The sequence below is a fragment of the Micromonospora sp. RTBAU3-60 genome (genome assembly GCF_054963695.1).
This window is the reverse complement of the sequence record NZ_JBUEGB010000001.1, coordinates 1-23,683: the sequence shown is the minus strand read 5'-3', so window position 1 is coordinate 23,683 and position 23,683 is coordinate 1. Positions and strand designations below refer to the sequence as shown.

Genomic DNA, 23,683 nt, shown 5'->3' with positions numbered 1-23,683 from the left:
GGCATAGGCATCCGGACTCCAATGGTTGGCGACCCGTCGGGTCGGTGGGCTCAGCGGTCGGTGTCAGATCGTTGAGGCTTGATAGGCGTGGTTCGGGCACGTCAGCGTGGGGCAGCCGGCGGGGTGATCTTCACCGTCGGGCTCACGCGTGCCCACTGATTATCGAGGCACGGAACGGGCTGCCGACGTACTTCTGGTGGCGCGAGGCGGCGAGGCCTGGGGCGATTGCGTGCCGGGCGCGGTGTGGGTGACGAGTTCCCTGGCCCACCTATCGGGCGGGGAAGCGCAGGATGCGATCGTCACCGTCCCGTACGTCACCGCGGCCGTCGGTGTTGGAGGTGGTCAGCCACAGCGCTCCGTCGGGTGCGATCTGCACGGTCCGCAGGCGGCCGTAGCGTTCCTCCAGTTGCGCCGACGGCTCGCCGGCGGTGCCGTCGCTGAGGGGGATGGTCCACAGCCGCTCGCCTCGCAGCGCCGCCACGTACGCCGTGTCGCCGGCGATGGCCATGCCCGACGGCGAGGCCTCGCGGACGGGCCAGGTGACGAGTGGGTTGGTGTACCGCCCACCGTCCGTGTCGCCGGTTCCTTCGACCCGGGGCCAGCCGTAGTTGCGTCCCGGCTCGATGTGGTTGACCTCGTCCAGCTCGTTCTGCCCGAACTCGGTGGCGAAGAGCCGTCCCGCCGAGTCCCAGGCCAGGCCCTGCACGTTGCGGTGTCCGAGGCTGTACATCGGGGAAAGTGGGCTTGGGTTTCCGGGGGCAGGGGAGCCTTCGGGGGCCAGCCGCAGGATCTTGCCGTTGGGGCTCGCCGGGTCCTGCGACCGCTGCGTGTCACCGGCGTCCCCTGTGCCGATGTAGAGCATGCCGTCCGGTCCGAAGGCGATGCGTCCGCCGTTGTGGTAGCTGGCCTTGGCGATACCGTCGAAGATCACTTCGGGGCGTCCGCCGTCGAGCCGGAACCGGACGATTCGATTGTCCTGCTCCGCCGTGAAGTAGGCGTAGATCAGGTTGTCGTCGGCGAACCTCGGCGAAACCGCAAGGCCGAGCAGCCCGCCCTCACCGCCCGCCACCACTCCCGGCACCTCGTACACCTGCCGGGGGTCTCCGCCGCCCGGGCTCAACCGCAGCACCCGACCGGTGTTCCGCTCCCCGGCCAGTGCGTCGCCGTTCGGCAGGAACGCCAGACCCCACGGTACGTCGATGCCTCGCGCCATCTCTTCGCCGGCGTCGAGATCGGGACGGCCCGACGGCGTGCTGACGGCGGCGGTGGTGGCCACGCCCTGCGGCGCTCGACCGGACTGGTCCCCGCTACTGGGGCCGCTGTCACAGCCGGCGATCGCGCCTACCACGAGCAGCGCAACCCACGCCGCACGCCACCGTTTGTTTGTCGTGACAATCGCCATTCGTTTCCTTCAGAACCAGTGGGGAGCCCGGGTCGTCTTCGGCGGAGCGGATGCCGTTGCTTGCGTCGTGGGCTGCCAGCGAGTACGGGGACAAGCGGTGTGTGCTTCCCGCGGAGGAGAAGTCGGAGTGGTGAGTTCAGCGCACGATCTCTACGGTCGCCTTCTGGCCTTCGAGACGTTCGAGTTCCTCGGCCGTGGCGTCGTAGGTGCCCAGGTGGAGGGTCTGATCGGAATACCCGATGCCGTCGGTGTTGTAGTAGAAGCCGATGTTGCCCCACGGAATGAAATAGATGAGGTCGCCGTCCTTCGGGTCCGACCCTGGCGATCCCTCGTACTTCAAAGCTCGCGGAAGATCGGCGATCTTTTCGCGGCCATTGAACTCCTCGAGCGTGAGGGTGAGTGGCAACATGCTCAGGAAGTCACGGGTCGCTGGGCTGTCCGCACCGATGGTCACGTCCACCGACTCCGAGGCCACCGTGAACCGGACAACGGTGCCCACAATGGCCTGATCGGTGCTGGGCGGTGCCGTGCTTGTCCTGCTCTGGGGTGTCGACGACGCACCCGGCGTGGACGACGCGGCGGTGGGAGCGGCCTCGCCGGTGGAAGGCGCACTGCACGCGGCGAGGGAAAGCGTCAGCGCGAGAGCCGGTGCCCCCGTGAGATTCTTCTTCCGCATGCGATGAGACTCCTTGCCAGTCAGGCCTTGGTCGTTCAGACCGTGGACAGTTCGCTGCTATCCAACCTGCCTCCTCCGCGCGCAGGGAGTCCCTGTCGAAAGGCGTACCGGCAGGGCACCCCTGACGCCCCGCCCGACACGCAATCTCGCCACTACCGTGAAGCACAAAACGACAAAGGGTGACCGCATGAAGATCGAGCTCACGATCGGCGAAACCCGCGTCGAGGGTGAACTGTTCGGTGGCGCGAGAACTCGCCGGAATGCTCCCGCTCAACCTTGTATTCGAGGATTTCAACCAGGTGGACCGCCTGGGGTTGTTGTTCGGTCTCCGTCGCGGGCTGTGAAGTGCGCCGGGCGGGCCGGTCAGCCCGATCCGTTATCGTCGGCGATCAGCGTGACCCGGCCGTCGGTGTGCTCTATCGAGAGCAGCGCGCCTGGCCGGAAGGAATCCAATACCTCGGGAGGCAGCTGCACTGTGCCATCGCCGGCGATCACCGCGAACTCCCGCCCATTGCGGCCCTCGGAGCCGACCCGGCCATCGCGGATGGTCACGGCCCGGCCGAGCCGGGCACCCACCTCCGGGTCATGAGTGACCGCGACGATCGTCGTACCGCGTTCCTGGTTGACGGTGGCCAGCGCGTTCAGCACCTCGTCGCGGGCTCCGCGGTCCAGTTGGCTGGTCGGTTCGTCGACGAGCAGCAGGCCGGGCGAGGCGGCGATGCCGACGGCGATCGCGACGCGCTGCGCCGTGCCTGGCGGGAGGTCCCGGACACGCCGATGACCGAGCCCGGTCAGCCCCAGCAGTGCCAGGATCCGCTCAGGCGGCTCGACATCGGCCGGCCGCACCTGGGCGGCGCGGCGCTGGGCGAGCCACAGGTTGCTGAGCACGGTGGCGTACGGCAGCAGGTTGCGCCGGGCCCCCTGCAGCACCACGCCCAGATCCGTGCCGCGCAACCGGGCGAGCTCGACCTCGCTGACCCGTCCGATGTCCACCATTCCGATCTGGACCCGTCCGGCGCTCGGCCGCATCAGCCCGGCCAGGAGAGCGATCAAGGTGGACTTGCCGGATCCCGAGGGCCCGACGAGGGCGAGGGTCTCCCCGGGCGCGATGTCCAGATCGACACCGGCGAGCGCCACCACGTCGCCGCCCTCGGCGCGATAGATGTGCATCACCCTGCGGCACACCACGGCCAGTCCGGTCATGTGCCGCGCCCTTCTCTCTCGCCGCTCGCCATCCGGCCGGTGAACCAGCAGGTGAGGAGCAGAACCAGGACGGCGCCTGCCACCGGCACCGCCACCCCCGCGACGGTCGGCACCACCGGGGGTGGCACCGCCACTGTCCGCTCCGCCGCCACGTACATCGGTAGCACGTCCCTGGCCAACCACCATGACACGGCGGCGGCGGCCAGTCCGAGTGCGGCCGCCAGGATGACGAGGCCGCCGCGACGCAAAACGGCAACCGCGCGCAGGGTCCGCACCGGGACGCCGTGCTCCCGCAGCGCCGCCAGGCCGTCGGCCGGGTGGCCGCGTTCCAGGGCCGCGGTCACCAGGATCGAGCCCATGGCGAAGACCACCGCCGCGTACGCGGCCATGAGCAGGAACCGCAGGGCAAATGCGGGCGCCTGGCTGGCGAGGACGGCCCGCCGCGCCACCACGCTGCGGTCATCCGTCACCGTCAAGCCGGCTGCCCGCAACCGATCGGCCACATCGGCGGGTGCGTCGGCGGCGAGCCACACCTCCATGGAACCGGGGTCGACGTCCAGGCTCAGCTCGTCGGCGTATTCGAGATCGACCAGTGCGCCAGCCGTACCGTGGCGGGGCACGAGGGCCGCTTCCCCAGCCCGGGTGACCTCGATGCGGCGCGCGCCGCCGTGGCCGAGGACGTCGTCGGGCAGCGGTGCGGTAGCCACCATCGGCAACGGCTCCGCGACCGCGGCGGGAAAGATCCGCAGGTCGGCCCAGAGGGGCGAGTCCACTGCCATGCCGAGTCCGCCCGGAGTGCCGCGCAGTTCAGCAACCGGTCGGGCGGCGCTGGGTGTCGGTTGCCGCCACCGGTCCGGTTCGGCGATGCGGGCGGCATCGGCGAGGAGGGCGCCGTTGGTACCGTCCCGGATCGGGCCCAGGATCAGGTTGATGCGGTGCCGCCGCGTCACGGACATCTCCGGCGCGATCTCGTCGAGCCGGCAGGCGGCCTCCGCGCACGGTGGCACCGCGATCGAATAGCGATGCTCGCCGGGGCGTAGCTCGTCGGTTCGCGCCACCACCACCGCCCCGCTCTGCGTGGTCAGCCGCACGCCTACGCGCGCCGTCGCGCCCGGCGCGATGTCGAGGAGGGTAACGGTGAGCTCCAGTCGGGCGGCCCGGAGCTCCAGTGGCTGAGGCGGGGCCGGCCGTAGCCGCTGTGCCACGTCGGCGGGCGAGAGCGGCCCGAACTCCGACGACCAGATCGCCACGTTGGCCAGCCGGGCGCTGTCCACGCCGAGCACGGGTGGCGTGCCGGGCACCTGGAAGCCGGCCACCGCCATCGCGTACGTGCCTTGCGGATCGACCGTGCGTACCGCCGTCAGCAGGGCCGGTACCGACGCCTGCTGGATCGACAGGGCATGCGCCGCGCCGGTCTCAAGCCGGGAGCGCTGCGTCCATGCCCGCTGCGCGGTGTCGTTCGCGGTCACCGCGAAACCCACCAGCCCGAGGGCCACCGTCAGCAGCGCCACGATCCGGTTGGACTCGGGGCGCCGCGCGAGCGTCATCGCCGCGATGCCCAGTGCCAGCCGGCCGTGTCGCAGTGCCCAGCGGCCGAGCCGGTCCGCCGGCGACACCAGAGCGCGGGATGCCACCAGGCCCAGGCCGAGGCTTATGCACAGCGGTGCGACCAGGGCGACCCCACCGCCACCGCTGTCGACCTCGCCGCCGGCGAGCGAGAGCTGGTAGCCGGCGGCGATCGCGAGCGCGCCGATCACGACCTCAGCGGCTCCGACCAGGCCGGAGCGACGCCTGGCGCTCACCCGGCGCAGCAGGCTCAGTAGTGGCGCGGTGAGGATGCGTACCTGCGCCAGCAGGCCGGCCAGCAGCGCGCCCAGCACCGCCGCGGCCGCGTACGCCATGGACGTCCAAGAGGGACTCACGCCGGGGGCGCCCGGCAGCACCAGCGCGGAGTAGGCCGCTGTCGCGCCGAGGCCGACCAGGTATCCCGGCACCGCCGCGAGCAGCATCGGCAGTGCGGTCTCGACGCTCGGCAACAGCCAGCGCAGCCTCGTCGGTACTCCGCGCAGCACCGCCAGACCGAGTTCGCCGCGGCGTTGCTCGGCCGCACCCGCCGCCGCTAGGAATAGCACGAACCAGCACAGCAGTACGAGCGGCAGCATGGCGACGGTCAGGCTGTCGCCCAGCGTTCGCCGGTTGCGATCGACCCGATCGGCGAGGTCGCGGATGCCGGTGTCGAATGTGTAGCCGCCCGCCACCAACGTCTCCGCCGCACGGGTGATCTCGACCCGAAGCCGGTGCAGGTCGGCGAAGGCGGTCGGGCCGGCGACCAGGTCCACCGTCTGCAAACCCGTTCGGCTGGCTCGCTCGACGGTGCGCTCAGTGGTGAGGAACACCCCGCCGTCAGCACCCACCAGGCTGCGCCGCTGAGCCCAGTAGGCATCCTGCGGTTGCGGTGTCCGATAGAGGCCCACCACGCTCAACGACACCGGCGACCGGGTATCCGCGGGGTCGAACACGACCTCGCTGCCCACCCGCGCGCCGGTCAGCTCCGCGGTGTCCGCGCGCACCAACACCTCATGGTCCGCGACCGCACACCGCCCCGCGGTGAGCACCACCTCACGGCAGTAACCGGTCCGGGTGGCCAGCCACACCTTGTGGCGGAGATGATCGCCGCCGGCGTCGCCGAGGACGGATCCGGTGACCTGACGGCCGCTGATCGTGCGGAAGCCGGTCATGTGGGGTAGCGGCGGCGGTTCGCCGTCGAGCAGTGGATTCTGGTTATCTCCGACGCGCTGTGCGCTGAGCAGCCGCTCGGCCACGGGTGCCCGGTCGACCTCGACGCTCACGGTGGCGGCGCCCGCCGCCTGCCGGTAGAGCGGCCCGGCGGCAGCGGCCGCCGCAGCGGCCATGCCGATAACCAGCATGATCGCGGCGACCGTCGAGCGCGCGCGCACCATGGACCACAGCAGCGTCGTCATCCGCGCGCCTCCGCCGCGTCGAGCGGCCGCGCCTCGGTCGCTCTGGTCAGCCGGTGCGCGGCCAGGAGGGCCACGCCGACCAGCAGGGCGGCGGCGCCGAGCAGTGCCGGCACGACCACCGCCAGGCGCGGTCCGGGCATCGCGAGGGCGCTCGGCAGGTCGACGAACGCCCCGAGGGCGCCTCGTCCGGCGACCCACGCCAGGCCGGTGGCGAGGGCGCCGACCGGGACGGCGACGCCCACCAGGGCGAGGTAGCAGCCGCGAATCGCGCGGGCGACGGTGCGCCGGTCGACGCCTTGGAGGCGCAGCGCGTCCAGGTCGACGGCCCGCCGTGGCCGGTCCGTGGCGGCCAGGACCACCACGGCGAGCGCCGCGAGCAGTACGGTGAGGATCGACGCGATCAGCTGCAGTAGCAGGCCCAGCCCGGGCCCCTGCATGCGGTAGCGGGCCGCACGATCCACGACGGTCTCGTCGCGCAGCGCGACCAGGCCGGCAGCGCGCAGCTGGGCAACGGCGTCGGCCGGGGCATCCGCGCCGAGCCACACCTGCAGCTCGGCCTCGTTGTCCTGCTGATCGCTGAGCCGGTCCGCGTACTCCAGGTCGGCCAGGATCCCGTGGCTGCCGACGCCGGGCAGCACCGGCAGCGCCTGAGCCACCTCGACCCGCCGTAGCCCGGCGAACACCGGCGCCGTCCGAAGCTCCTGCGTATCAGCCAGGCGAGCCGGCGCCGCCGCGACCACGGGCAGCGGCAACGGCGCGTCGGCCACCTGCAGCCGGATGTCCGTGCTGGCCGTCTGTGCGTCGCGCGGCGGCGCATAGTGGAGCACCACGCCCTCATCGCCACCGTGGATGCGCACCGCGTCCTCGGCGCCGATGGCCGATCGCCACCGCGCGGCAGCCGCCAGCGCGCGGCCCTCCAGGATCGGTCGCTCCGGTGCGAGTTGCCCGATCCGGTTCAGGACGAGGCGGTCCGGCGACCTGGCAAAGCTCAGCCACCCCAGGCGGCAGCCCGGCGGCTGGACGCAGGCTGGCACCTCGATCCGGTACTGGCGCCGGCCCGGGTCGGCGGTGATCTCGAAGCTGCCGGTCTGTGGCTCCCCGCGCGGGCCGGTCAGCGCCACCGTCACGGGCAACGGCCGGCTCAACGGTTCGCGCACGGTGACGTCCAGAGCCAACGCCGCCCCGGTCAGCTGCACCGGCGGGTTCGCCGCCGGCCGCAGGGTCGCGGCCACCTGCGTCGGGGGCGACGCGCCGGCGGCGCTCGGCCACAGGGCGACCGCGGCCAGCCGAGGGCTGTCCACCGCGACGAGCGTGGTGTCGCTGGTCGTCTGCCTGGCCGCCGCCATCGCCCAGCGGCCGTCCGGGTCGGCCGCGCGGACCGCGGCGAGCAGAGCCGGGCGAGACACGGCGTGCACGGTGAGCACCCGTGCGGCGCCCAACTCCACGGCGGCGCGGTCGCGCATCGCCTGGCCCCGCGCATCCCACGCGCTCGCCGCGAAACCTAACAGCGCCAACGCGACCACGCTCAGCGCGACGAGTCGATCTGCCCCCCGACGCCGAGCGATCTGGATGGCCGCAAGTCCGACGGTGACCCGGCCGCGATGGAGGCTGCGCGCGCCCAGCGCGGCGGCGATCGACCGCATCAACCGCGCGGCGAGGATCCCGGCGACCAGCGCCAGCAGTACCGGGACGAGCAGCGGGAGGCCGCCACCGGGTGCCTGGCGACTCGTCATCGACTGGGCGACCGCGGCGAGCGCCAACACGATCGCGCCGAGTTCGACCAGGCCGGTGGGTACCCTGCGGCGTGGGGGAATCTGCCGCAGAGCGTGGATGAGCGGTCCGCCGTGCGAGCGTCGCTCCGCGATCGCGACGCCGGCGAGCACCGCGAGCAGTGTGGCACCGGCAGCCGTCAGGCTCGTCGATTCGACCGGCACCGCACCGGAATCGGTGAAGACGGTCCCGGTGATCGCACGTACGAGGAGCCAACCAAGGCCGAACCCGAACGGTGCGGCGGCCGCCAGCACCAGCGCGGTGGGGCCGAGCGCGAGCAGGATGCGGTGGCGGGTCGGTGCGCCACGCAGGGTGGTGAGCGCCGTCTCGGTGCGGCGCTCCGCCGCGGCGTAGCCCGCCGCCAGCAGCAGTACGAACCAGGACAGCACGAGCAGTTGCAGCGCGCCCAGCGGCGCCGACAGGTGCAGCACCTGTCGGGTCTGCTCGATGCGCGCCAGCAGTTGGGGCAGGCCACTGGCCACCTCGAGACCAGGTCCGTAGCTGGCCTGGGCCAACGCCGGGGCGAGCCGGCGGACGCTCTCGGGGGTGAGCGCGTGCTCCCCGGCGACCAGATCCACCGTGCCGACCATCGTTTCGAGTTCGGCCGCGCTCAGCGTCGTCATCGAGGTGAAGATCGGGTTGGCCGCGCGCACCGGCTGTGGCGCGAGTTCGTGCCGTCCGGCCCAGTACGGGTCGGCCACCGGTGTCGCGTACCGCCCACCATCGCTCGGCCCAACCGGGTCGTAGATGCCGACGACGCGCAGCGCCAGTGGCTGCTCCCGTCCGTCCACCTGGTAGCTCAACTCGGCGCCGGTGTGGAGCCCGAGTTGCCGTGCGGTCGGCGTGCTGACCGCCACCTCGTTCGCGTTGCCCGGGCAGGCGCCGGACAGGGCGAGGTGGTGACAGACCTCGTCGCGGACGGCCAGTGACACGCCCAGAGGCCCGGTCGGCGCATCAGCGACCACCGCGCGGCCGCGTACCCAGCCCCCGGTGATCTCGGTCAGGTCGGACTGGAGCACGGCGCCTCGGAGCTGGCTGACCAGGTCGGCGAGCGCGGCGGCGGCGCCTGCCGAGGAGGAGACCTGCGCGGTCACGGCGACACTGCGTTCGATCGGGGTCGCCGCCGCCACCTCGGCGAAGACCACCTGGCGGTCGGCAGCGGCGGCGTACAGGGGCGCCGCGGTGCCCGCCGCGAGCGCGAGCACGGCCAGCAAGGCGAGACTCAACGCCTGGCGTTTTCGGCTGGCGAGCACACCGAACACCAAGTGGAGCATGGCCACCCTCGTCGTCGACGGACGTCCGCAGAGGCTAACGGGAGACCATTTGTCGACACGAGGTTTCGGGCCAGGCCGTTATGGCATCGTTGTGAGCCCGTCGATCAGGCCGGTCCCCTGGCGCACCACCTCGGCGAGGCCGTCCGTCAGGTGCAGTTCGACCTCGCACGCCGCCGCCGTCTCCGGGTCGTGCGTGGCCACGACGACCGCCGCGCCCCGACTCGCCTCGGCCCGCAGCAGGTCGAGCACCCGTTGCCGGTTCGCCGCGTCCAACTCGCTCGTCACCTCGTCGGCCAGCAGCACGTCGCCGCGCAGCGCAAGGCCCCGGGCGATCGCCGTACGCTGCTGCTGGCCGCCGGAGAGTTCCTCGACGAGCTGGTTCGCCTGGCCGGTGAGGCCGACCCGCTCCAACCACTCGGCGGTGCGCCGGCGCGCGTCGTCGGTGGCGACCCCGTTTGCCATCAGCACGACCTGCAGGTTCTCTTCGGCGGTCAGGATGGTCGCCAGTCCATTGTGCTGCGGGATCAGCACCACCTGCCGGGCCACCGCATGATCGCGGTCCCGCAACGGCTCGCCGGCCACCGCGACCGCGCCGGCCGTGGGCCGAAGCTGCCCGGCCATGGCGCGCAACAGCGTGGTCTTGCCGGCCCCGGATGACCCGGTCACCGCGAGCATCTGGCCGGAGGGCACCGTGATCGACACGTCACGTAACACCGCTGGACCCTCGCCGTAACCTACGGTGACGCGGTCCGCCACAAGAGTCAACGGCATGCAGCATTCCCCCTGGGGTTCGGACCGCATCTCACGGCGGTGCGAGTGTACGTGGACCGGCGCGTACCGCCGGTATTCCCGCCCGGGAAGCAGTCACGATGGCGTCGGTGGTTTTGCTGGCAACGGGTTGACCGGCGTGATGCTCCCCTGCATGATCACGACGATTGACGGAGCTGTACGGCGGCGTTCTCGACAACTGCACCATGACGCCCCGCTCGTGTCGTCTTTAGTGTCGTGCCACGTGCGCTCTTCGGCCGCGCGGTGCCCAAGCTGCGCTGAGGGTCGCCAAGGGAGAAATGCCAAAGGGAGAAACGTGGTGAAAACGAAACCCCTCGTGGCGGGTGCCGTCGCTCTGGCGACGGCTGTGGCAGTGCAGCTGGGTGGAGCTGGCGCGGCATCCGCCGCCGAGCCGCCAGGATCGAGCCCGTCGGACAACTCCGCCCATGGCGGCGCGGTCCTCGACGACATCCACAACGTGCCGACGACCGCCGTCGCAAAGAACGTCACGTTCATCGACAACGTCAGGGGAGTCAGCGGCTACTCGGCGCTGAACTTCATCAAGTACGACAAGTACGGCTACGACTTCATGTTCGCCAACGGCACCGGCGGCCTCGCCGTCTGGTCGCTGGAGGACCCCCAGCACCCGGCCTTGGTCTCGAAGATCACGGCGGCCGAGCTGCGCCTGCCGGGGGACACCCAGGACAGGTTCTGGGAAGGCGAGAACATGACCGTCGACCCGAAGCGCAAGCTGGTCTTCCTCATTCGGGACCCGCGCGGCTTCGGCGGCACCGTCAAGACCGGTCAGTCCGGCGTCTACATCGTCGATGTCAAGAATCCGTGGAAGCCGGAGATCGTCACCTTCCACCCGATTCCGGCCGGGCACACGTCCACCTGCATCAACGACTGCAAGTACCTGTGGTCGGTCGGTCCGGCCAACACGGGGACGCCAGGTCACGACCCCTCCTGGAACGGCGTCCCGGTGCGGGTGACCGACATCCACGACATCAAGCACCCGTACACCTTCGACCGGGCGGTCGATCTCGATCGGCTCGACGGGGTCACCGACTACGTGCACAGCGTCGACGTCGACAAGGACGGCATCGCCTGGGTCTCCGGTGAGGGTGGCGTACGCGGCTACTGGACCGAGGGCAACCACTACGACCCGGTGCAGAAGCGCAACCGCGTCGCGACGGCGTACGACCCGGTGCCGTACGCGGGCGGGACCGTCACTCCCATCAACCCGGCGGGCACCGCCTTCTACGACTTCTTCGACCACAACGCCTATCACCCCACCGAGAAGGTCGGCTCCTTCGACAAGGGCGAGCTGCTCTACATCACCAACGAGAACGTCACGTCCTGCGCGCAGGCGGGTGAGTTCAAGATCGCCTCGTTGAAGGGCAGCTACGACGGCGAGAGCTGGCGTTCCACGCCCGAGAACCCATTCCGGCTGGAACTGCTCAGCCACTGGTCGCCGTGGGGCAAGGAAGGGTCGGCCACCACGGGGAGCTGCTCCGCGCACTGGTTCACGGTGAACGGCAACATCGTGGCGCAGGGGTGGTACGGGCAGGGCACTCGCTTCCTCGACGTGTCGGATCCGAGGAACCCGACCCAGGTCGGCTATTTCCGCGTGCCGTCGGGCCAGGGCGTGACCGGCGGTTCGGCGTCGGCCGTCTACTGGCACAACGGGCTGGTCTACGTCGCGGACTACAACCGGGGCGTCGACGTCCTGCGGTTCGACGGCAAGCTGGCCGGCGCGCCGGACGACAAGATCTGTTGGAACTCGTGCGACAAGTAACCGTCTGAGCGAAAGCACCGGCCCGAGCGCGGCGACCGCTGCGCCCGGGCCGGCTTTCGGTGGTGACGGACATGGAGGTAGAACGGTGCGACGCAGAGGTGCCGTGCGCGTGGCCGCGCTGGGCGCGACCGCGCTGGTGGTGAGCGGTCTGCTCGCCGCGTGCTCTGCCTCTGACGAGGGCGGGGGCGCCCCGAGGCCGCGGGGCGAGATCACGTTCGGGGTGCTGGCCCCGCTGTCAGGCGACCTGGCTGAGCGTGGGCAGGACCTCGTCGACGGGGCGCAGTTGGCCGCCGCTGAGATCAACGATCAGGGCGGTGTGCTGGGGCGGCGGGTGAAGTTGGCCGTCGAGGACGGCGGCTGCGCGCCGGCGACCGGCGAGCAGGGGGCAACCAGGCTGGCCGCCAAGAAGGTCGTGGGGGTGGTCGGCGGGCTGTGTGAGGACGCGGCGGTGGCGGCGGCGAACGCCGTGGCCCCGGCTGGCACGCCATTCCTGGTCTCCTCCGCCCGCGCCGACCGGCTGATCGAGGCCGGGGTGCCGTCGGTGTTCCCGATGGAGGGGACGGTCTATCAGGAGGCGCTGGCCGCGGTGCACTGGATGGGCTACCGGAGCCCGCAGCGGGTGGCGGTGTTCGATGACGGCTCGCCGGCCGCACAGCGGCTGTCCGGCCTGGTGACCGACCGGGTCAAGGCAGACGGCCTGACGGTGAGCAGGCAGAGCGCCGAAGCGAACGCTCCTGATCTCGCGAAGCTTGCCAGCACCGTGACCGCTGCCAAGGCGGACTTCGTCTACTGGGCGGGGGCCGCGGAACCAGGTGGACGACTGGTGAGCGCACTACGTCAGGACGGCTACGCCGGCCATTTCATGGCCTCCGCTGAGTCGGACAGCCCCGAGTTTCTGCAGGCGGCCGGCGCGGCGGCCGAGGACGCATACCTCGCCATGGCCGCGGGCCCACGGCTTCTCCCCGCAGCGGCGGCTTGGGCTGCCCGCTTCAAGGACCGCTACCGGCGGGACCCGGGCCGCGACGCCATGCAGGCCTACGACGCGCTCCGCGCGCTGGCGCAGGCGGTGCGCCAGGCGGGGGACACGGCACCCCCAAAGGTCGTCGACAACCTCCCGCGGCTCGAGAACTTCACCACCTTCACCGGAACGCTCCGCTTCGCCGTCGATCACTCCCTGACGTACGACAACTACATCATCGCCCAGGTGAGGGGCGGCAAGCTCATCCTGGCCAGCAAGCTGCGTACGGACTAGGTCGGATGACGCAGATGCACCCCGCACGCCATCGCTGGGCCCGGCTGGTCACGCGGCTGGCGGTGGTCGTCCTCCTCGCGACCGGCGGCCTGGTCACGGACCTCGCGTCCACCGCGACCACACATCCGGCGTACGCCCACGCCTACCTGCTGGAGACCTCGCCGGTCGACGGCGAGGTGCTGGCCTCGCCCCCGGCGGAGGTCCGGCTTCGCTTCGACGACGCGATCAGCTTCAACGAGCGGTCGATCCAGCTGCTCGACACGAACGCGAAGAAGCTGGCGATCGGCACCCCCGGTCACCTGGACGGGAAGGCCAACACGGCGCGGGTCAGCCTGCCCACGGATCTGACGGAGGGAACCTACGTCCTGGCCTGGCGGGTCACATCCGCGGACTCGCACGTGGTGTCGGGTGCGTTCAGCTTCAGCATCGGCCACCCGAGCGCTACGGCCGCTCCGGTGGAGCAGGACGCCGACCATGCCGTCCTCGTCGTCGACGCGGTCGGCCGCGCCCTGGCCTTTCTCGGTGTGGCCCTCGCCCTCGGTGGCGCGCTGTTCGTGGCCGTGCTCTGGCCGGCTGGCCGCACCGACCGCCGCGGCCGGCGCATCGTGTGGTCAGGGTTCGGCGTGCTGACCGCCGGCACCGTGGTGGTCCTGCTCGTACAGGGGCCGTACGCCGCCGGCACGTCGCTGGCCGGAGTGTTCGACCCGGACCTGCTCGGCGCGGCGCTGTCCACCCGGTTGGGCCACGCGCTGCTGGCGCGGCTGGTGATCGTGCTCGCCCTCGGCGTGGCCTTCGGGATCGCCGTACGCCCCAACTCTCCCTCTGCCACGGCCGCGACGGCCGGCGCCGGCGCCACCCGCCGGATCGTCCTGCCCGCAGTCGTCGCGGTCGGCGCTGTCGCCCTGACGCTGACCTGGGCGTTGGCGGATCACGCGCAGACCGGCGTGCAGACCTGGCTGGCCGTGCCGGCGACCAGCCTGCACCTACTCGCCATGGCCCTGTGGCTGGGCGGCCTGATCACGCTCGCGACCTGCGTACTCATCCCGACCGGGAGGCGGGAGACCAGCAAGGTCATCACCCTGGAGCCCGCGCTGCCCAGGTTCTCCCGGCTCGCGCAGGTCTGCTTCGCGGTGATCGCGGCGACCGGCGTCTACCTGTCCTGGCGGCAGGTGGGGACGTGGGCCGCGCTCGGCGCGACCGACTTCGGGCGGCTGCTTCTCGGCAAGCTCGCCGTCGTCCTCGCCGTGGTAGGTCTCGCCGCCGGAGCGCGGCGGTTCGTGCGGCGGCGCGGCCGCGAACCCCTCGGCCTCGACGCCGCCCCCGCCGCCGCGGTGCGCTGGCTGCGCCGCTCGGTCGTGGGCGAGATCCTGCTCGGGGTCGCGGTCGTGTCGATCACGGCCGTCCTCGTCAACACCGCCCCGGCCCGCACCAGCTACGCGCCGCCGGTGCACACCACCGTCCCCATTCCCGCCGCCGCGGCCGGCTCGGCCGCCGGGCTGCGGGACAGCTCGGTCGAGGTGAAGATCGAGCCGGCGAGGTCGGGCAGCAACGTGGCCGACATCTACCTCACCGGCCCGGACGGCTCGCTGGTCGCGGTACCCGAGATCTCCGGTCAGCTCGAATCACCCGACCGCGAGGTCCCGGCACTGCCCATCACCGTCACCGCGGCCGAACCCGGCCACTACGTGGCGAACTCGATGTCCATCCCCTTCCCCGGGGTGTGGGTGCTGCGGCTGGACATCCGAGTCTCCGATTTCGACGAGACACCCGTGCGCGTCCAGTTCACGGCACGCTGAAAGGTTTGGTGACACATGCGAGGCGCTGACCGGAAGGGGTCCCGGAGCAGATGGACCCCGTTCGCCGCCGGCTTGCTCGCCCTCGGCGTCCTGGCCGGCTGCTCCAGCGGGAGTCCGGAACCCTTGACCAAGCCGCCCTACACCGTGGACTCCATTCGGTTCGGCCTCGTCAGCCCCAGTGACCTGGGCGAAGGCGCGACCGAGATCAAGGACGAGGGCCACTCCTCGCACGTCGTCTACACGCCCCCGAACAGCATCCCGACCTGCCCGTACGTCCAGCGTTCCGAGGACGTCGAGGTCAATGTGGAGCCAGCGGTCGAGCCGGTGGGTGGGAATCCGACCGGACGGATCATCGTCGCGCCGCAGATCGTGGGACCGTCGTCACTACCGGTAGTCACGCAGGGTGCGGTGGTCTTCCAGAGCGCCTCGCTCGTCGACGGCACGATGAACACCGTGGCGGCCGAGGCCACCAAGTGCCCGGCGACGTTCAGCGTGCTCGGCGGGCCGCCGTCCGTGGTGGGCGACTACAAGGTCGGCAGCCGGTCGATCGAGATCAACGGGTGGAAAGGGTTCGCCCAGCACCTCGTACACACCTCGCCCCCGGAGGTGAACCCGGACACCTACGACGATCTGGTCACCGTCGTGGTGCACAAGGAGAACGCCATCCTCTATGTCGGCTACGCCCAGATCAAGGCCGTGGGCAAGCGCGCCGACTCCGACGAGAAGGTCAAGGCGTTGCTGAAGACCACGCTGGCCCGCCTCGGCTAGCGCGAGTATCTGTGCCGTAGTGCGTATGGCGGCTGCAGCTCGCTTGTTCGAATGATGATTCTCGATGAATGGAAACTGGAGAATGCACCTGCTTCGCCGAGCCGTACGTAGCCTGGTAACCGTAGGCGTGGCGGCCTGCCTGGTCGGCGTCATACCGACGGCGGCGTTCGCGCATGTGACGGTAAACCCGGGCACTGCCACCCAGGGCGGCTATGCAGCCCTGACGTTCCGCGTTCCCACCGAGAGCGACGACGCGAGCACCACCAAGATCGAGGTGCAGTTCCCGGCCGACTTCCCGCTGGCCTCGGTCTCGATGAAGCCACACCCGGGCTGGTCGTACGAGATCACGAAGAAGAAGCTGGCCACGCCGATCGAGGCGCACGGCGCGCAGATCAGCGAGGTCATCGACAAGGTCACCTGGACTGCGGCGGACCCGCAGTCGGCGATCAAACCGGGTGAGTACGACGAGTTCTCCGTGAGCGGCGGACCGCTGCCCGCGACCGATCAACTGGTATTCAAGACGCTCCAGCACTACAGCGACGGCGAGGTCGTGCGCTGGATCCAGGAGGCAGCCCCCGGTGCCGACGAGCCGGAGCGGCCCGCACCAGTGCTCCGGCTCGTGCCCGCGGCATCGCCCACGGCGACAGGCACCGGGCAGGCGGCCCTGGCCGTGGGCAGCGCGCCTGCGACCCAGTCGGTTGCGGGGGTCTGGTGGGCGCTCGGGCTGTCCGTGGCCTCGCTGGTGATCAGCCTCCTGGGCGCGGCGATCGCCGTGCGGTCGCGCCGGGCGCGATAACCCACAACGGTCACGTCGTGAAGTACGGCCATCGCGAAGGTGTAGCGCCCGGGCAAGGTCGTCGAAGGGACCAGCGGATGCGCGGCAACCCAGGCGAAGCCCGGGCGAGGGCGAACCTGTGGACCGCGCGACGCCGAGCGTGCGGCCGGATGTGCGACTTTGGCGGTGTGCGGACGCCAGGTGATGTGCGAGTGTGTCAGTGAATAGGCGATGCGCTGCTGTGTTGGCGATGGTTCTGATCGCGCCCTCGATGCTGGCGTGCTCCTTGGGCGAGACCGCCGCCGAATGCGGTAGTCACGGCACCGAGGACATCACAATGGCGGACGTTGCTGGCACGTGGAGCGGACCGGGCGCGGGCACGATCAAGCTCAACGCCGACGGTAGTTTCATCGCCGCCGAACTACGCGAGAAGGACGGCGACAAGACCAAGCTGGTTTCCGGACAGGGCGTCTGGTCGCTGAACCAGACGTCGTCAAAGGAAAATGAGCGTACGCCGGGCGTCAGCGACGTTCAGTTGACGTTCGTCTATGCGGACGGCACCGAACGCGCATGGAACAAGATTGACGTGGCACAGGTCAGGCCGGTCTCCAGATTGGAATACTTGTACAGCTTCGCGGAAGAGATATGGGACGACTGCGACCTTCGGAAATTGACGAGGGCCGCCGAATCGCCGGAAGCTACTGTAACGACGCCAAAGACGACACCGAGCTGAGCCAGCCGCCTGGCGGACGAGCTCGGGGCTCCCAGGGCGCTAGCGTGCTCGGCCAACGGATGTGGTTGGCACCCCTGGCGTCGGGAGACGGACCGGCCGCGTGGGGCACACAGGGGGGCACGAGACACTGTCAAACGTCGTCAACCAGCCCGCAGCCATGTCAGACGCAGACGCCGGGCGAACAGGCGTCGAGCGCTGTTCTCGCTGGTGGCGGGCTAGCGGCTCTTAGTTCCGCTTCAACCTATGACCGCCCATGCGCAGGGTTCCATGGCTCTGCGGCGCGCATTCCCTAGCATGACGGCATGAACGTCGGCGAGCTGAAAGAGTGGCTGTCCTCGCAGGATCCCCGGTCCCCGGTCGAAATACTCGGCATCAGCGAGAGCGGCGAGTCGGTACAGGAATGGGACATCAACTTGGGCACAGGCCAAGGGCCGTCTGACGGGGTAGATGCTGTGATCATCTCGTGGGTGCCCACTCCAGAAGCCGAAGCGAGGTACGAGGAGCGTTCAACGTTGCATGAGTCCCCGCCTGGGTGACCAGAAGGGTGGCGGCTTGCACGTTCGGGTTAGGAGTGGGGAGGCGCGCACCGGCGGATCCGCAGATCGTCAATGCGGTCGCTGCGGAGCGTAGGGAAGACGGCAACGAACCGGGTTGCGGATGCTGCGAGGAGGAAGCTTGTCGATCCACGGTCTGGTCTTGCTCGTTGCGCCGCCGGCCGCTGGTGTCGCTATCGGCTATCTCCTGGGCGGCCGCCTGTCCGGGTTCGGCACGATCCGGCTGGGAGCGCTCTGGTTGGTGTGGCTGGCCGCACTCGTGCAGGCCGCGCAGTACTATGTGACGGGCGTACGGAGCTTCATCGAACAGCGAGTCGGCATGTCCATGCTGGCGATCGTGTTCGCTCTCGTGCTGGGGTGGCTCGCTATCAACCTCCGACATTGGCCGGTGGCGATCCGCTTCGCTGGTGTGTTCATCGCGCTGGGCGCTGCTTCGAACGGTCTGGCCATCGCGCTCAATGGTCGGATGCCTTACGAACCCGCCGTGGCCGCCGCAGTGGGTCTGCGTCCGGGCCTGGCGACGCCCAAGAACGAACCTGCCGACGCCGACACACGGTTACCGTTCCTCGGCGACACTATCCCGATCGCACCGCTGCACAAGGTCATCAGCCCTGGCGATGTCCTGATCGGCGGCGGCGCCTGCGCGGTGGTCGTGCTGGCCATGTGCCGCCGCCGGCGGGGACTACCTGTTCCATCACAGACCGAGGGGGGTGAATCATGACTCTGTCTATCAACTGGCGCCGCGTCGTGTTGGCGATGTTCACGCTCGCATCGCTGGCACTGCTGCTCTACACCGTGGGCGCACCGCTGACGGAGGGAAGCTAGCAGATCCTCGCCGGCTGGAGCACAGTCTGGCAGGTGCCCCAGCCGGCGCGCTTCTCTGCGTTTACCTTGCAGTCGGTCTGTCAGGACAACGGCTCGGTTTTACTGTCTGCGGTGCGGCGAGCGCCCGCAGGTCTTCAGCGTGTAGCCGTAGAAGTTGGCGTCATCGGGGACGGTGACCTGCGCGCACCGAACCGTGGGCGCAGGAAGTCGATGTATGGCCCGAAGACGGCTTTGAAGGCTCGGCACGCATCGGGCGTGCTGACGGCGGGCCCGCCCCGGGCGAGACGGCACATCATGCCGTTGATCGCGGCCAGCGGGTCATCGCTTCGGACGTGGGCTTGGCTGCTCGTACCGGAGATCAAATCCGATTCCCAAGTCGGTTGGGCGGCGCCGGCCCGATCTAGGGGCCCTCTGGCCGAAATCCCCCGGCTAGAGCAGCTTCGCGCAGTTCTCTACGCCGCCCGCCGGCGACGAGGACCTCCGTGCTGACCAGGCTGGCACAGACAGCCGCCAGCAGGCCGAGCGCTACTACCGCCGATAGCTGGCTGGCGGCCGGGATGAGCGCCACCAGCAGCGCCACGGTAATTAATCGCGGCCAGATGACCCGACTGAGCAGGCGCGTGATCCGCAGTTGGAAGCCGACGTGGGCGAGCAGGAACAGGGCTGCTCCACCGTAGAGCGCGTAGAGGCCCAGGCTCTCCAGTCGCGCGGTCGAATGGTGAATTTCGTTGTCTTTGATGATCGTCACCACTTTGTGCAGTCCGAGGGCGAGCAGCATGATGCCGGCGATCATCGGCAGGTGCAGATAGCTGTAGGCGTCGCGGGCGTAGGCGACCCGGCGCTGGACGGGGTTCTGGATCAGCGTCCGCTCGGCGGCGATCGCGACGACGTCGAAATAGGTCCAGCCCAATGCGGCGGCGGTAACGATGGCGAAGACGAGGGCCGCGACGAGCCCCCCAGTCATCGGCACGCCGCTGCTGGTCAGGCCAACCGCTATGAGCGACTCGCCAAGGGCGACGAGCACGATGAGGCCGTGCCGCTCCGCCCAGTGCCGGACCGAGATGATGTGCCACCCCCACGACCGCATCGCCAGGGCGCGGCCATAGTCGATGACGATGGCGAGCACCCAGAGCCCGGTCTGGCTCGCCTTGACCAGCCACGGGTCGTGAAACAGTCGCTGCGGCACGACGGCGGCGGAGAACAGAAGGACGGAGGCGACAAACAGTGGCGCGGCGATCAGCAGGACGATGCGCGGCCCCGTGTCTGGAATGGCGTACCAGCGCAGCGCCAGATGAACCAGCCGAACGACCATGAAGCACGCGACGAACACCACCGGGCCGGAGACAGCCGCCCCCGGGAGGTCGGTGAATGCCTGCCGGACCGCCACCGCCATCACAAGGGCGACCACCGTCACAAACAGCAGCGCGATCCGGATCAGCCCGACCCGAGCTTGGAGGCTGTTGCCCAACCAGGCATAGATGGACCACGTCGACCACAACAGGGCCAGCGCAAGCATCCCGTTCAGCACGCCGTGACTGGTGAAGGTGTCGTCCATCAACGCAACGACCTGGATGAACGCGAGGACGAACACCAGATCGAAGAAGAGCTCCACGCTGGTTACGCCGACGCCCTCGCGTAGTGGTCGAACGCCGCGCGGCCCTCGCGCTGACCTGCCATCGGACGCCCCGTCGTCCTCACTCACCACAGGACAGAGTGTGGCAGCCGGCCACACCGTAGATGCCCGAATCACTGATCGCGGTCAACCTCGTCGCCGAGATGATCGTTTGCCTGGGCCAGCGAGTCGCCTGGGGCACATACGGGGCACAAGACAGCGTGAAACGCTGCCAACCAGCAACCAACGATCCGAAAACACGCTGTGAACAGGTGTCGAGGGATGTTACCGCTGGTGGCGGGCGCTGCCAACTGCGGTTGTGGGAGCGCGGCGGCCTGGTTTCCTGCTCGCGGTGCAGCAAGATCCGGTAGCTGGCGGGCAGTGGGACCGTCGCCGCCCGTGCTGGCACGGCCACCGCAAGCGGTTATCATGCATCAAGCTCAGGGGGAGTTCGGGCAGTGGTCTAGAGGAAGTTTGGGAGCTATGTCGGCGGCGCAGAGGGCATCCGCTGGGGTCACCGACAACGACGTCTCGAAGAAGGACGTGATCGTCCAGAGGCTTCGTGAGGAGATCGTGTCCGGGGCCATCGCGCCGGGGGAGAAGCTCTCAGAGGCGCGTCTCGCCGAGCGGTTCGGGGTCAGCCGGATGCCGGTGCGTGAGGCGTTCAAGGAACTCGAAGGCGCCGGATTTGTCTCGATCGAGCGGCGCCGTGGCACTTTCGTCAAGAGTCTTAGCCGGCACGAGATCCTCGATCTCTTCGAGGTGCGTGAGGCGGTCGAGGGGATGACCGCCCGCCTGTGCGCGAACCGCGCCAGCAACGAACTCATCGCGCGGATCGGCGAGGTGATGGCGTCGATGCAGGACTGCGTCGAGGCTGGCGACACCGACGGCTACAGCGCCATGGACGCGCGGTTGCACGAACTCATCACCGAGGGTGCCGGCAACGAACGGTTGAGCGACCATTACCGGCTGCTGGTCCAGCATCTGAACCGCGGCCTGCTGTCGTCGATCGTGACCAGGCGAGAGGGGCGAATGCGGCGGTCGCTCGCGGAGCACCGCGCCGTGGTGTACGCCATCCGCGCGCGGGATGCCGATGCGGCGGAGCAGGCCATGCGCGCCCACGTGCAGCAGGGCCGCCTCGAACTCCAGGACGAGGTCACGGCGAAGTTCGGTCGCTGACCGGTCCGGCGCCTTCCGCGCCCGACCCTGGCGTGGCCAGGAGAGGCTCGTCGTCGGACGTGAGCGGAGCGCGCAGCGCCACCTCGCACGCGAGCCCAGCCCGGCGCCGACCCACAGCCGCTGATCGCGCCCGGTAGGAGCGTGCGCGCAGTCGTGCCGGCCTGGCTGGCCCTCGCCTCCGCTGCCGTGTCTGTCCCGGTGCTGGGTCGCCTGACCTGCGGCACGTCATCCGAAGTTCGGGTCGGATCAACCTCTTGACAACTGGTATGTCAGATCAGCAGTATCTGGTTCACGTTACCGCTCCCCCGCAGTAAACGCGCTTGCATCTGCCATACCAGTCTTTCAACCGGTCCGTTTCACCCCCCTGTTACCCGAACGGGCAGCAGCCGACGAAGGGGCTTCGCATGCGTACCAAGATCGCGATCGTGTCAGCCGTAACCGCCATACCCCTCGCACTCTCGGGTTGCGGGTCCTCGGGCGACGCAGCGGCTGCCGACGGGACCAAGAACATCGGTTTCATCTCCCAGGCCCCCCGCAACGACGGCGGGTTCACCCAGTTCGGCCTGGCCGGCGTGAACGCGGCGGTCGAGGCTGACAAGAAGCTCAAGCTGTCCTCCATCGTTGACAACGCCGCCAACTCACAGGAGCAGATCCAGGGCTTGGAGTCGCTGGCCGCGAAGAACCAGATCGTGGTCGCCGACGGCGCCTCGTTCAACAAGGCCGTCGCCGTCGTGGCGCCGAAGTATCCCAAGGTGCACTTCATCCTGGTGGCCGCCGACCTCGACGCCTACGCCGAGAACGTGACCTCGGTCAGCGCCGCCGTCGGCTACAACGCCATCGTCGTCGGGGCTGTCGCCTCGGCCCATTCCCGGACCAAGAAACTCGGGATGATCGCCGGCCTCCAGGTTCCCGCGTCGACCGCGTGGTACTACGGCATGGCTCAGGGCGCCGCGCTGGAAAATCCGAACACCAAGGTCGTGCAGACCTACACCGGCGACTACAACGACGTCGGCAAGGCCAAGCAGGCTGCCGAAGCCATGATGGCCAGTGGAGTCGACTCGATCCTGTCCGACCTCGACAGCGGTTCCGGGGGCGTCTACCAGGCCGCCGGTGGCTCCGCCAGCCCCGCCGACGTGTACGACGTCTTCGCCCTGCACTGCGACTCGAGTCCCCACATCATCGGCTCCGGCGTAGTGAGCTGGTCCGACATCCTGAAGAACGCTGTCTCCGACGCCGCTGCTGGCAAGCTGCCGGCTGGCGCCATCAGCTACGGCCTGGGCACCGGCGCGCTGCGTTTCGAGTTCTGCCCAGGCAAGGGGACGGCGGAGGAGAAGGCGCTCGTCGAAAAGATCACCAAGGACATCACCGACGGCAAGATCGTCGCAGACAAGGGTGTTCTCCTTCCCAAGCCGGCCTACCACTTCGAGCAGCGTTAGGCCGCCGTCGATGAAGACTCGTTCCGATTCCGGCCCCGTCCGCCGCGACACGGGCACCGGAGCATCTGCTCTCCGGCTCACCGGAGTGACCAAGAGGTTCGGCTCCTTCGTCGCCAACGACGCCGTTGACCTCGACATCGCCTGGGGTGAGATCCACGCCCTCCTCGGCGAGAACGGTGCGGGCAAGACAACGCTCATGCGGATCGTCACCGGCCTCTACACCTCGGATGAGGGTGGCATCGAACTCGACGGAAAGCCGGTGCGTTTCCGCAAGCCCGAGCACGCCTTGCGGGCCGGAATCGGGATGGTCCACCAGCACTTCACGCTGGTGCCGACCCTGACCGAGCTGGAGAACCTCGCTATCGCACCAGCCGCCGTTCCGTGGCGGAACGGTCTGACCGAGGCACGCCACCGGTCGCAGGAGGTGGCGGCGGCAACCGGCCTGCGGATCACGCCCGACCGGCTGGTCGCCGACGCGTCGGTGGGGGAGCGGCAGCGACTGGAGATTGTCAAGCTGCTGTGCCGCGGCGCCCGGATCCTGATCTTCGACGAGCCGAGCGCCGCGCTGAGCCCGGGCGAGTGGGACGAACTCGCCAACCTGATGCGGCGGCTTGCCGCCGCCGGTCACGCAGTCATCCTGATCTCGCACAAGCTGTCGGAGGTCTTCAGCGTCGCGGACCGGTACACGGTGCTGCGCCGAGGCGCGGTGAGCGGTTCGGGAACCATCGCGGAGGCGACCCCCGACCACCTGGTGACCCTGATGGTCGGCGATCGAATGGCCGATCGTCCGCCGCTTCCCGCCGGCACGCCGGGTCCCGCCGTCCTCACCATCCGCGGTCTCGACGTCGCTCGGGACGCCGGCCAGCCAGCCGGCCCTAAGC

At 69.7% G+C, this 23,683-nt stretch carries 18 protein-coding genes; 11 read left to right on the top strand and 7 right to left on the bottom strand.

Annotated features, from left to right (window positions below; genetic code table 11):
- Nucleotides 1–268: 268 nt before the first annotated feature.
- The 6 genes from ACY34I_RS00090 to ACY34I_RS00065 all read right to left on the bottom strand — a co-directional run bounded on the left by ACY34I_RS00090 (nt 269) and on the right by ACY34I_RS00065 (nt 10,077).
- On the bottom strand, nt 269–1,276 hold the full coding sequence (locus tag ACY34I_RS00090) for a PQQ-dependent sugar dehydrogenase (RefSeq protein WP_462751179.1): 1,008 nt from the start codon (nt 1,274–1,276) through the stop codon (nt 269–271).
- Between the two features lie 262 nt (nt 1,277–1,538).
- Nucleotides 1,539–2,078, bottom strand: coding sequence for a cyclophilin-like fold protein (locus ACY34I_RS00085; protein WP_462751177.1), 540 nt, complete (start codon nt 2,076–2,078; stop codon nt 1,539–1,541).
- 363 nt (nt 2,079–2,441) lie between these two features.
- On the bottom strand, nt 2,442–3,281 hold the full coding sequence (locus ACY34I_RS00080) for an ABC transporter ATP-binding protein (protein ID WP_462751175.1): 840 nt from the start codon (nt 3,279–3,281) through the stop codon (nt 2,442–2,444).
- Nucleotides 3,278–6,262, bottom strand: coding sequence for an ABC transporter permease family protein (locus tag ACY34I_RS00075; protein WP_462751173.1), 2,985 nt, complete (start codon nt 6,260–6,262; stop codon nt 3,278–3,280). Before ACY34I_RS00075 ends, ACY34I_RS00080 begins: the two co-directional genes overlap by 4 nt.
- Nucleotides 6,259–9,306 carry an FtsX-like permease family protein gene (locus ACY34I_RS00070; RefSeq protein ID WP_462751171.1) on the bottom strand — a complete coding sequence of 1,016 codons (3,048 nt, stop codon included), beginning with the start codon at nt 9,304–9,306 and terminating at the stop codon, nt 6,259–6,261. The genes ACY34I_RS00075 and ACY34I_RS00070 overlap by 4 nt, the downstream gene beginning before the upstream one ends.
- A 78-nt stretch (nt 9,307–9,384) precedes the next feature.
- A complete protein-coding gene (locus ACY34I_RS00065) occupies nt 9,385–10,077 on the bottom strand; it encodes an ABC transporter ATP-binding protein (protein ID WP_462751169.1) in 693 nt (230 codons plus the stop codon).
- A 364-nt stretch (nt 10,078–10,441) separates the two neighbouring features.
- On the opposite strand from ACY34I_RS00065, the gene ACY34I_RS00060 reads away from it, so the two are divergent.
- The 8 genes from ACY34I_RS00060 (at nt 10,442) to ACY34I_RS00025 (ending at nt 18,471) form a co-directional block, all read left to right on the top strand.
- The gene (locus ACY34I_RS00060; RefSeq protein WP_462751167.1) at nt 10,442–11,872 is read left to right on the top strand and encodes an LVIVD repeat-containing protein; all 1,431 of its coding nucleotides are present in this window, start codon (nt 10,442–10,444) and stop codon (nt 11,870–11,872) included.
- 85 nt (nt 11,873–11,957) lie between these two features.
- Nucleotides 11,958–13,124: a branched-chain amino acid ABC transporter substrate-binding protein gene (locus ACY34I_RS00055; protein ID WP_462751165.1), complete on the top strand. Its 1,167-nt coding sequence runs from the start codon at nt 11,958–11,960 to the stop codon at nt 13,122–13,124.
- A gap of 5 nt (nt 13,125–13,129) precedes the next feature.
- Nucleotides 13,130–14,920, top strand: coding sequence for a copper resistance CopC/CopD family protein (locus ACY34I_RS00050; RefSeq protein ID WP_462751163.1), 1,791 nt, complete (start codon nt 13,130–13,132; stop codon nt 14,918–14,920).
- Between the two features lie 15 nt (nt 14,921–14,935).
- The gene (locus ACY34I_RS00045; RefSeq protein ID WP_462751161.1) at nt 14,936–15,688 is read left to right on the top strand and encodes a hypothetical protein; all 753 of its coding nucleotides are present in this window, start codon (nt 14,936–14,938) and stop codon (nt 15,686–15,688) included.
- A 127-nt stretch (nt 15,689–15,815) separates the two neighbouring features.
- Nucleotides 15,816–16,484, top strand: a complete 669-nt coding sequence (locus ACY34I_RS00040) for a YcnI family copper-binding membrane protein (protein ID WP_462751159.1) — start codon at nt 15,816–15,818, stop codon at nt 16,482–16,484.
- A 229-nt stretch (nt 16,485–16,713) separates the two neighbouring features.
- A complete protein-coding gene (locus ACY34I_RS00035; protein ID WP_462751157.1) occupies nt 16,714–17,196 on the top strand; it encodes a hypothetical protein in 483 nt (160 codons plus the stop codon).
- A gap of 302 nt (nt 17,197–17,498) precedes the next feature.
- The gene (locus ACY34I_RS00030; RefSeq protein ID WP_462751155.1) at nt 17,499–17,732 is read left to right on the top strand and encodes a hypothetical protein; all 234 of its coding nucleotides are present in this window, start codon (nt 17,499–17,501) and stop codon (nt 17,730–17,732) included.
- Nucleotides 17,733–17,871: 139 nt separating this feature from the next.
- Nucleotides 17,872–18,471, top strand: a complete 600-nt coding sequence (locus ACY34I_RS00025; RefSeq protein ID WP_462751153.1) for a DUF5317 family protein — start codon at nt 17,872–17,874, stop codon at nt 18,469–18,471.
- A 504-nt stretch (nt 18,472–18,975) separates the two neighbouring features.
- On the opposite strand, the gene ACY34I_RS00020 is transcribed toward ACY34I_RS00025, so the two are convergent.
- On the bottom strand, nt 18,976–20,187 hold the full coding sequence (locus tag ACY34I_RS00020) for a low temperature requirement protein A (protein ID WP_462751151.1): 1,212 nt from the start codon (nt 20,185–20,187) through the stop codon (nt 18,976–18,978).
- A gap of 483 nt (nt 20,188–20,670) precedes the next feature.
- Here ACY34I_RS00020 and ACY34I_RS00015 point away from each other — a divergent pair, with 483 nt between their 5' ends.
- The 3 genes from ACY34I_RS00015 to ACY34I_RS00005 form a co-directional block, all read left to right on the top strand.
- On the top strand, nt 20,671–21,366 hold the full coding sequence (locus ACY34I_RS00015) for a GntR family transcriptional regulator (protein WP_462751149.1): 696 nt from the start codon (nt 20,671–20,673) through the stop codon (nt 21,364–21,366).
- A 320-nt stretch (nt 21,367–21,686) separates the two neighbouring features.
- Nucleotides 21,687–22,802 carry a BMP family lipoprotein gene (locus ACY34I_RS00010; protein WP_462751147.1) on the top strand — a complete coding sequence of 372 codons (1,116 nt, stop codon included), beginning with the start codon at nt 21,687–21,689 and terminating at the stop codon, nt 22,800–22,802.
- An 85-nt stretch (nt 22,803–22,887) separates the two neighbouring features.
- Nucleotides 22,888–23,683, top strand: a 796-nt coding sequence (locus ACY34I_RS00005) for an ATP-binding cassette domain-containing protein (RefSeq protein ID WP_462751145.1), incomplete at its 3' end; no start/stop codon positions are given.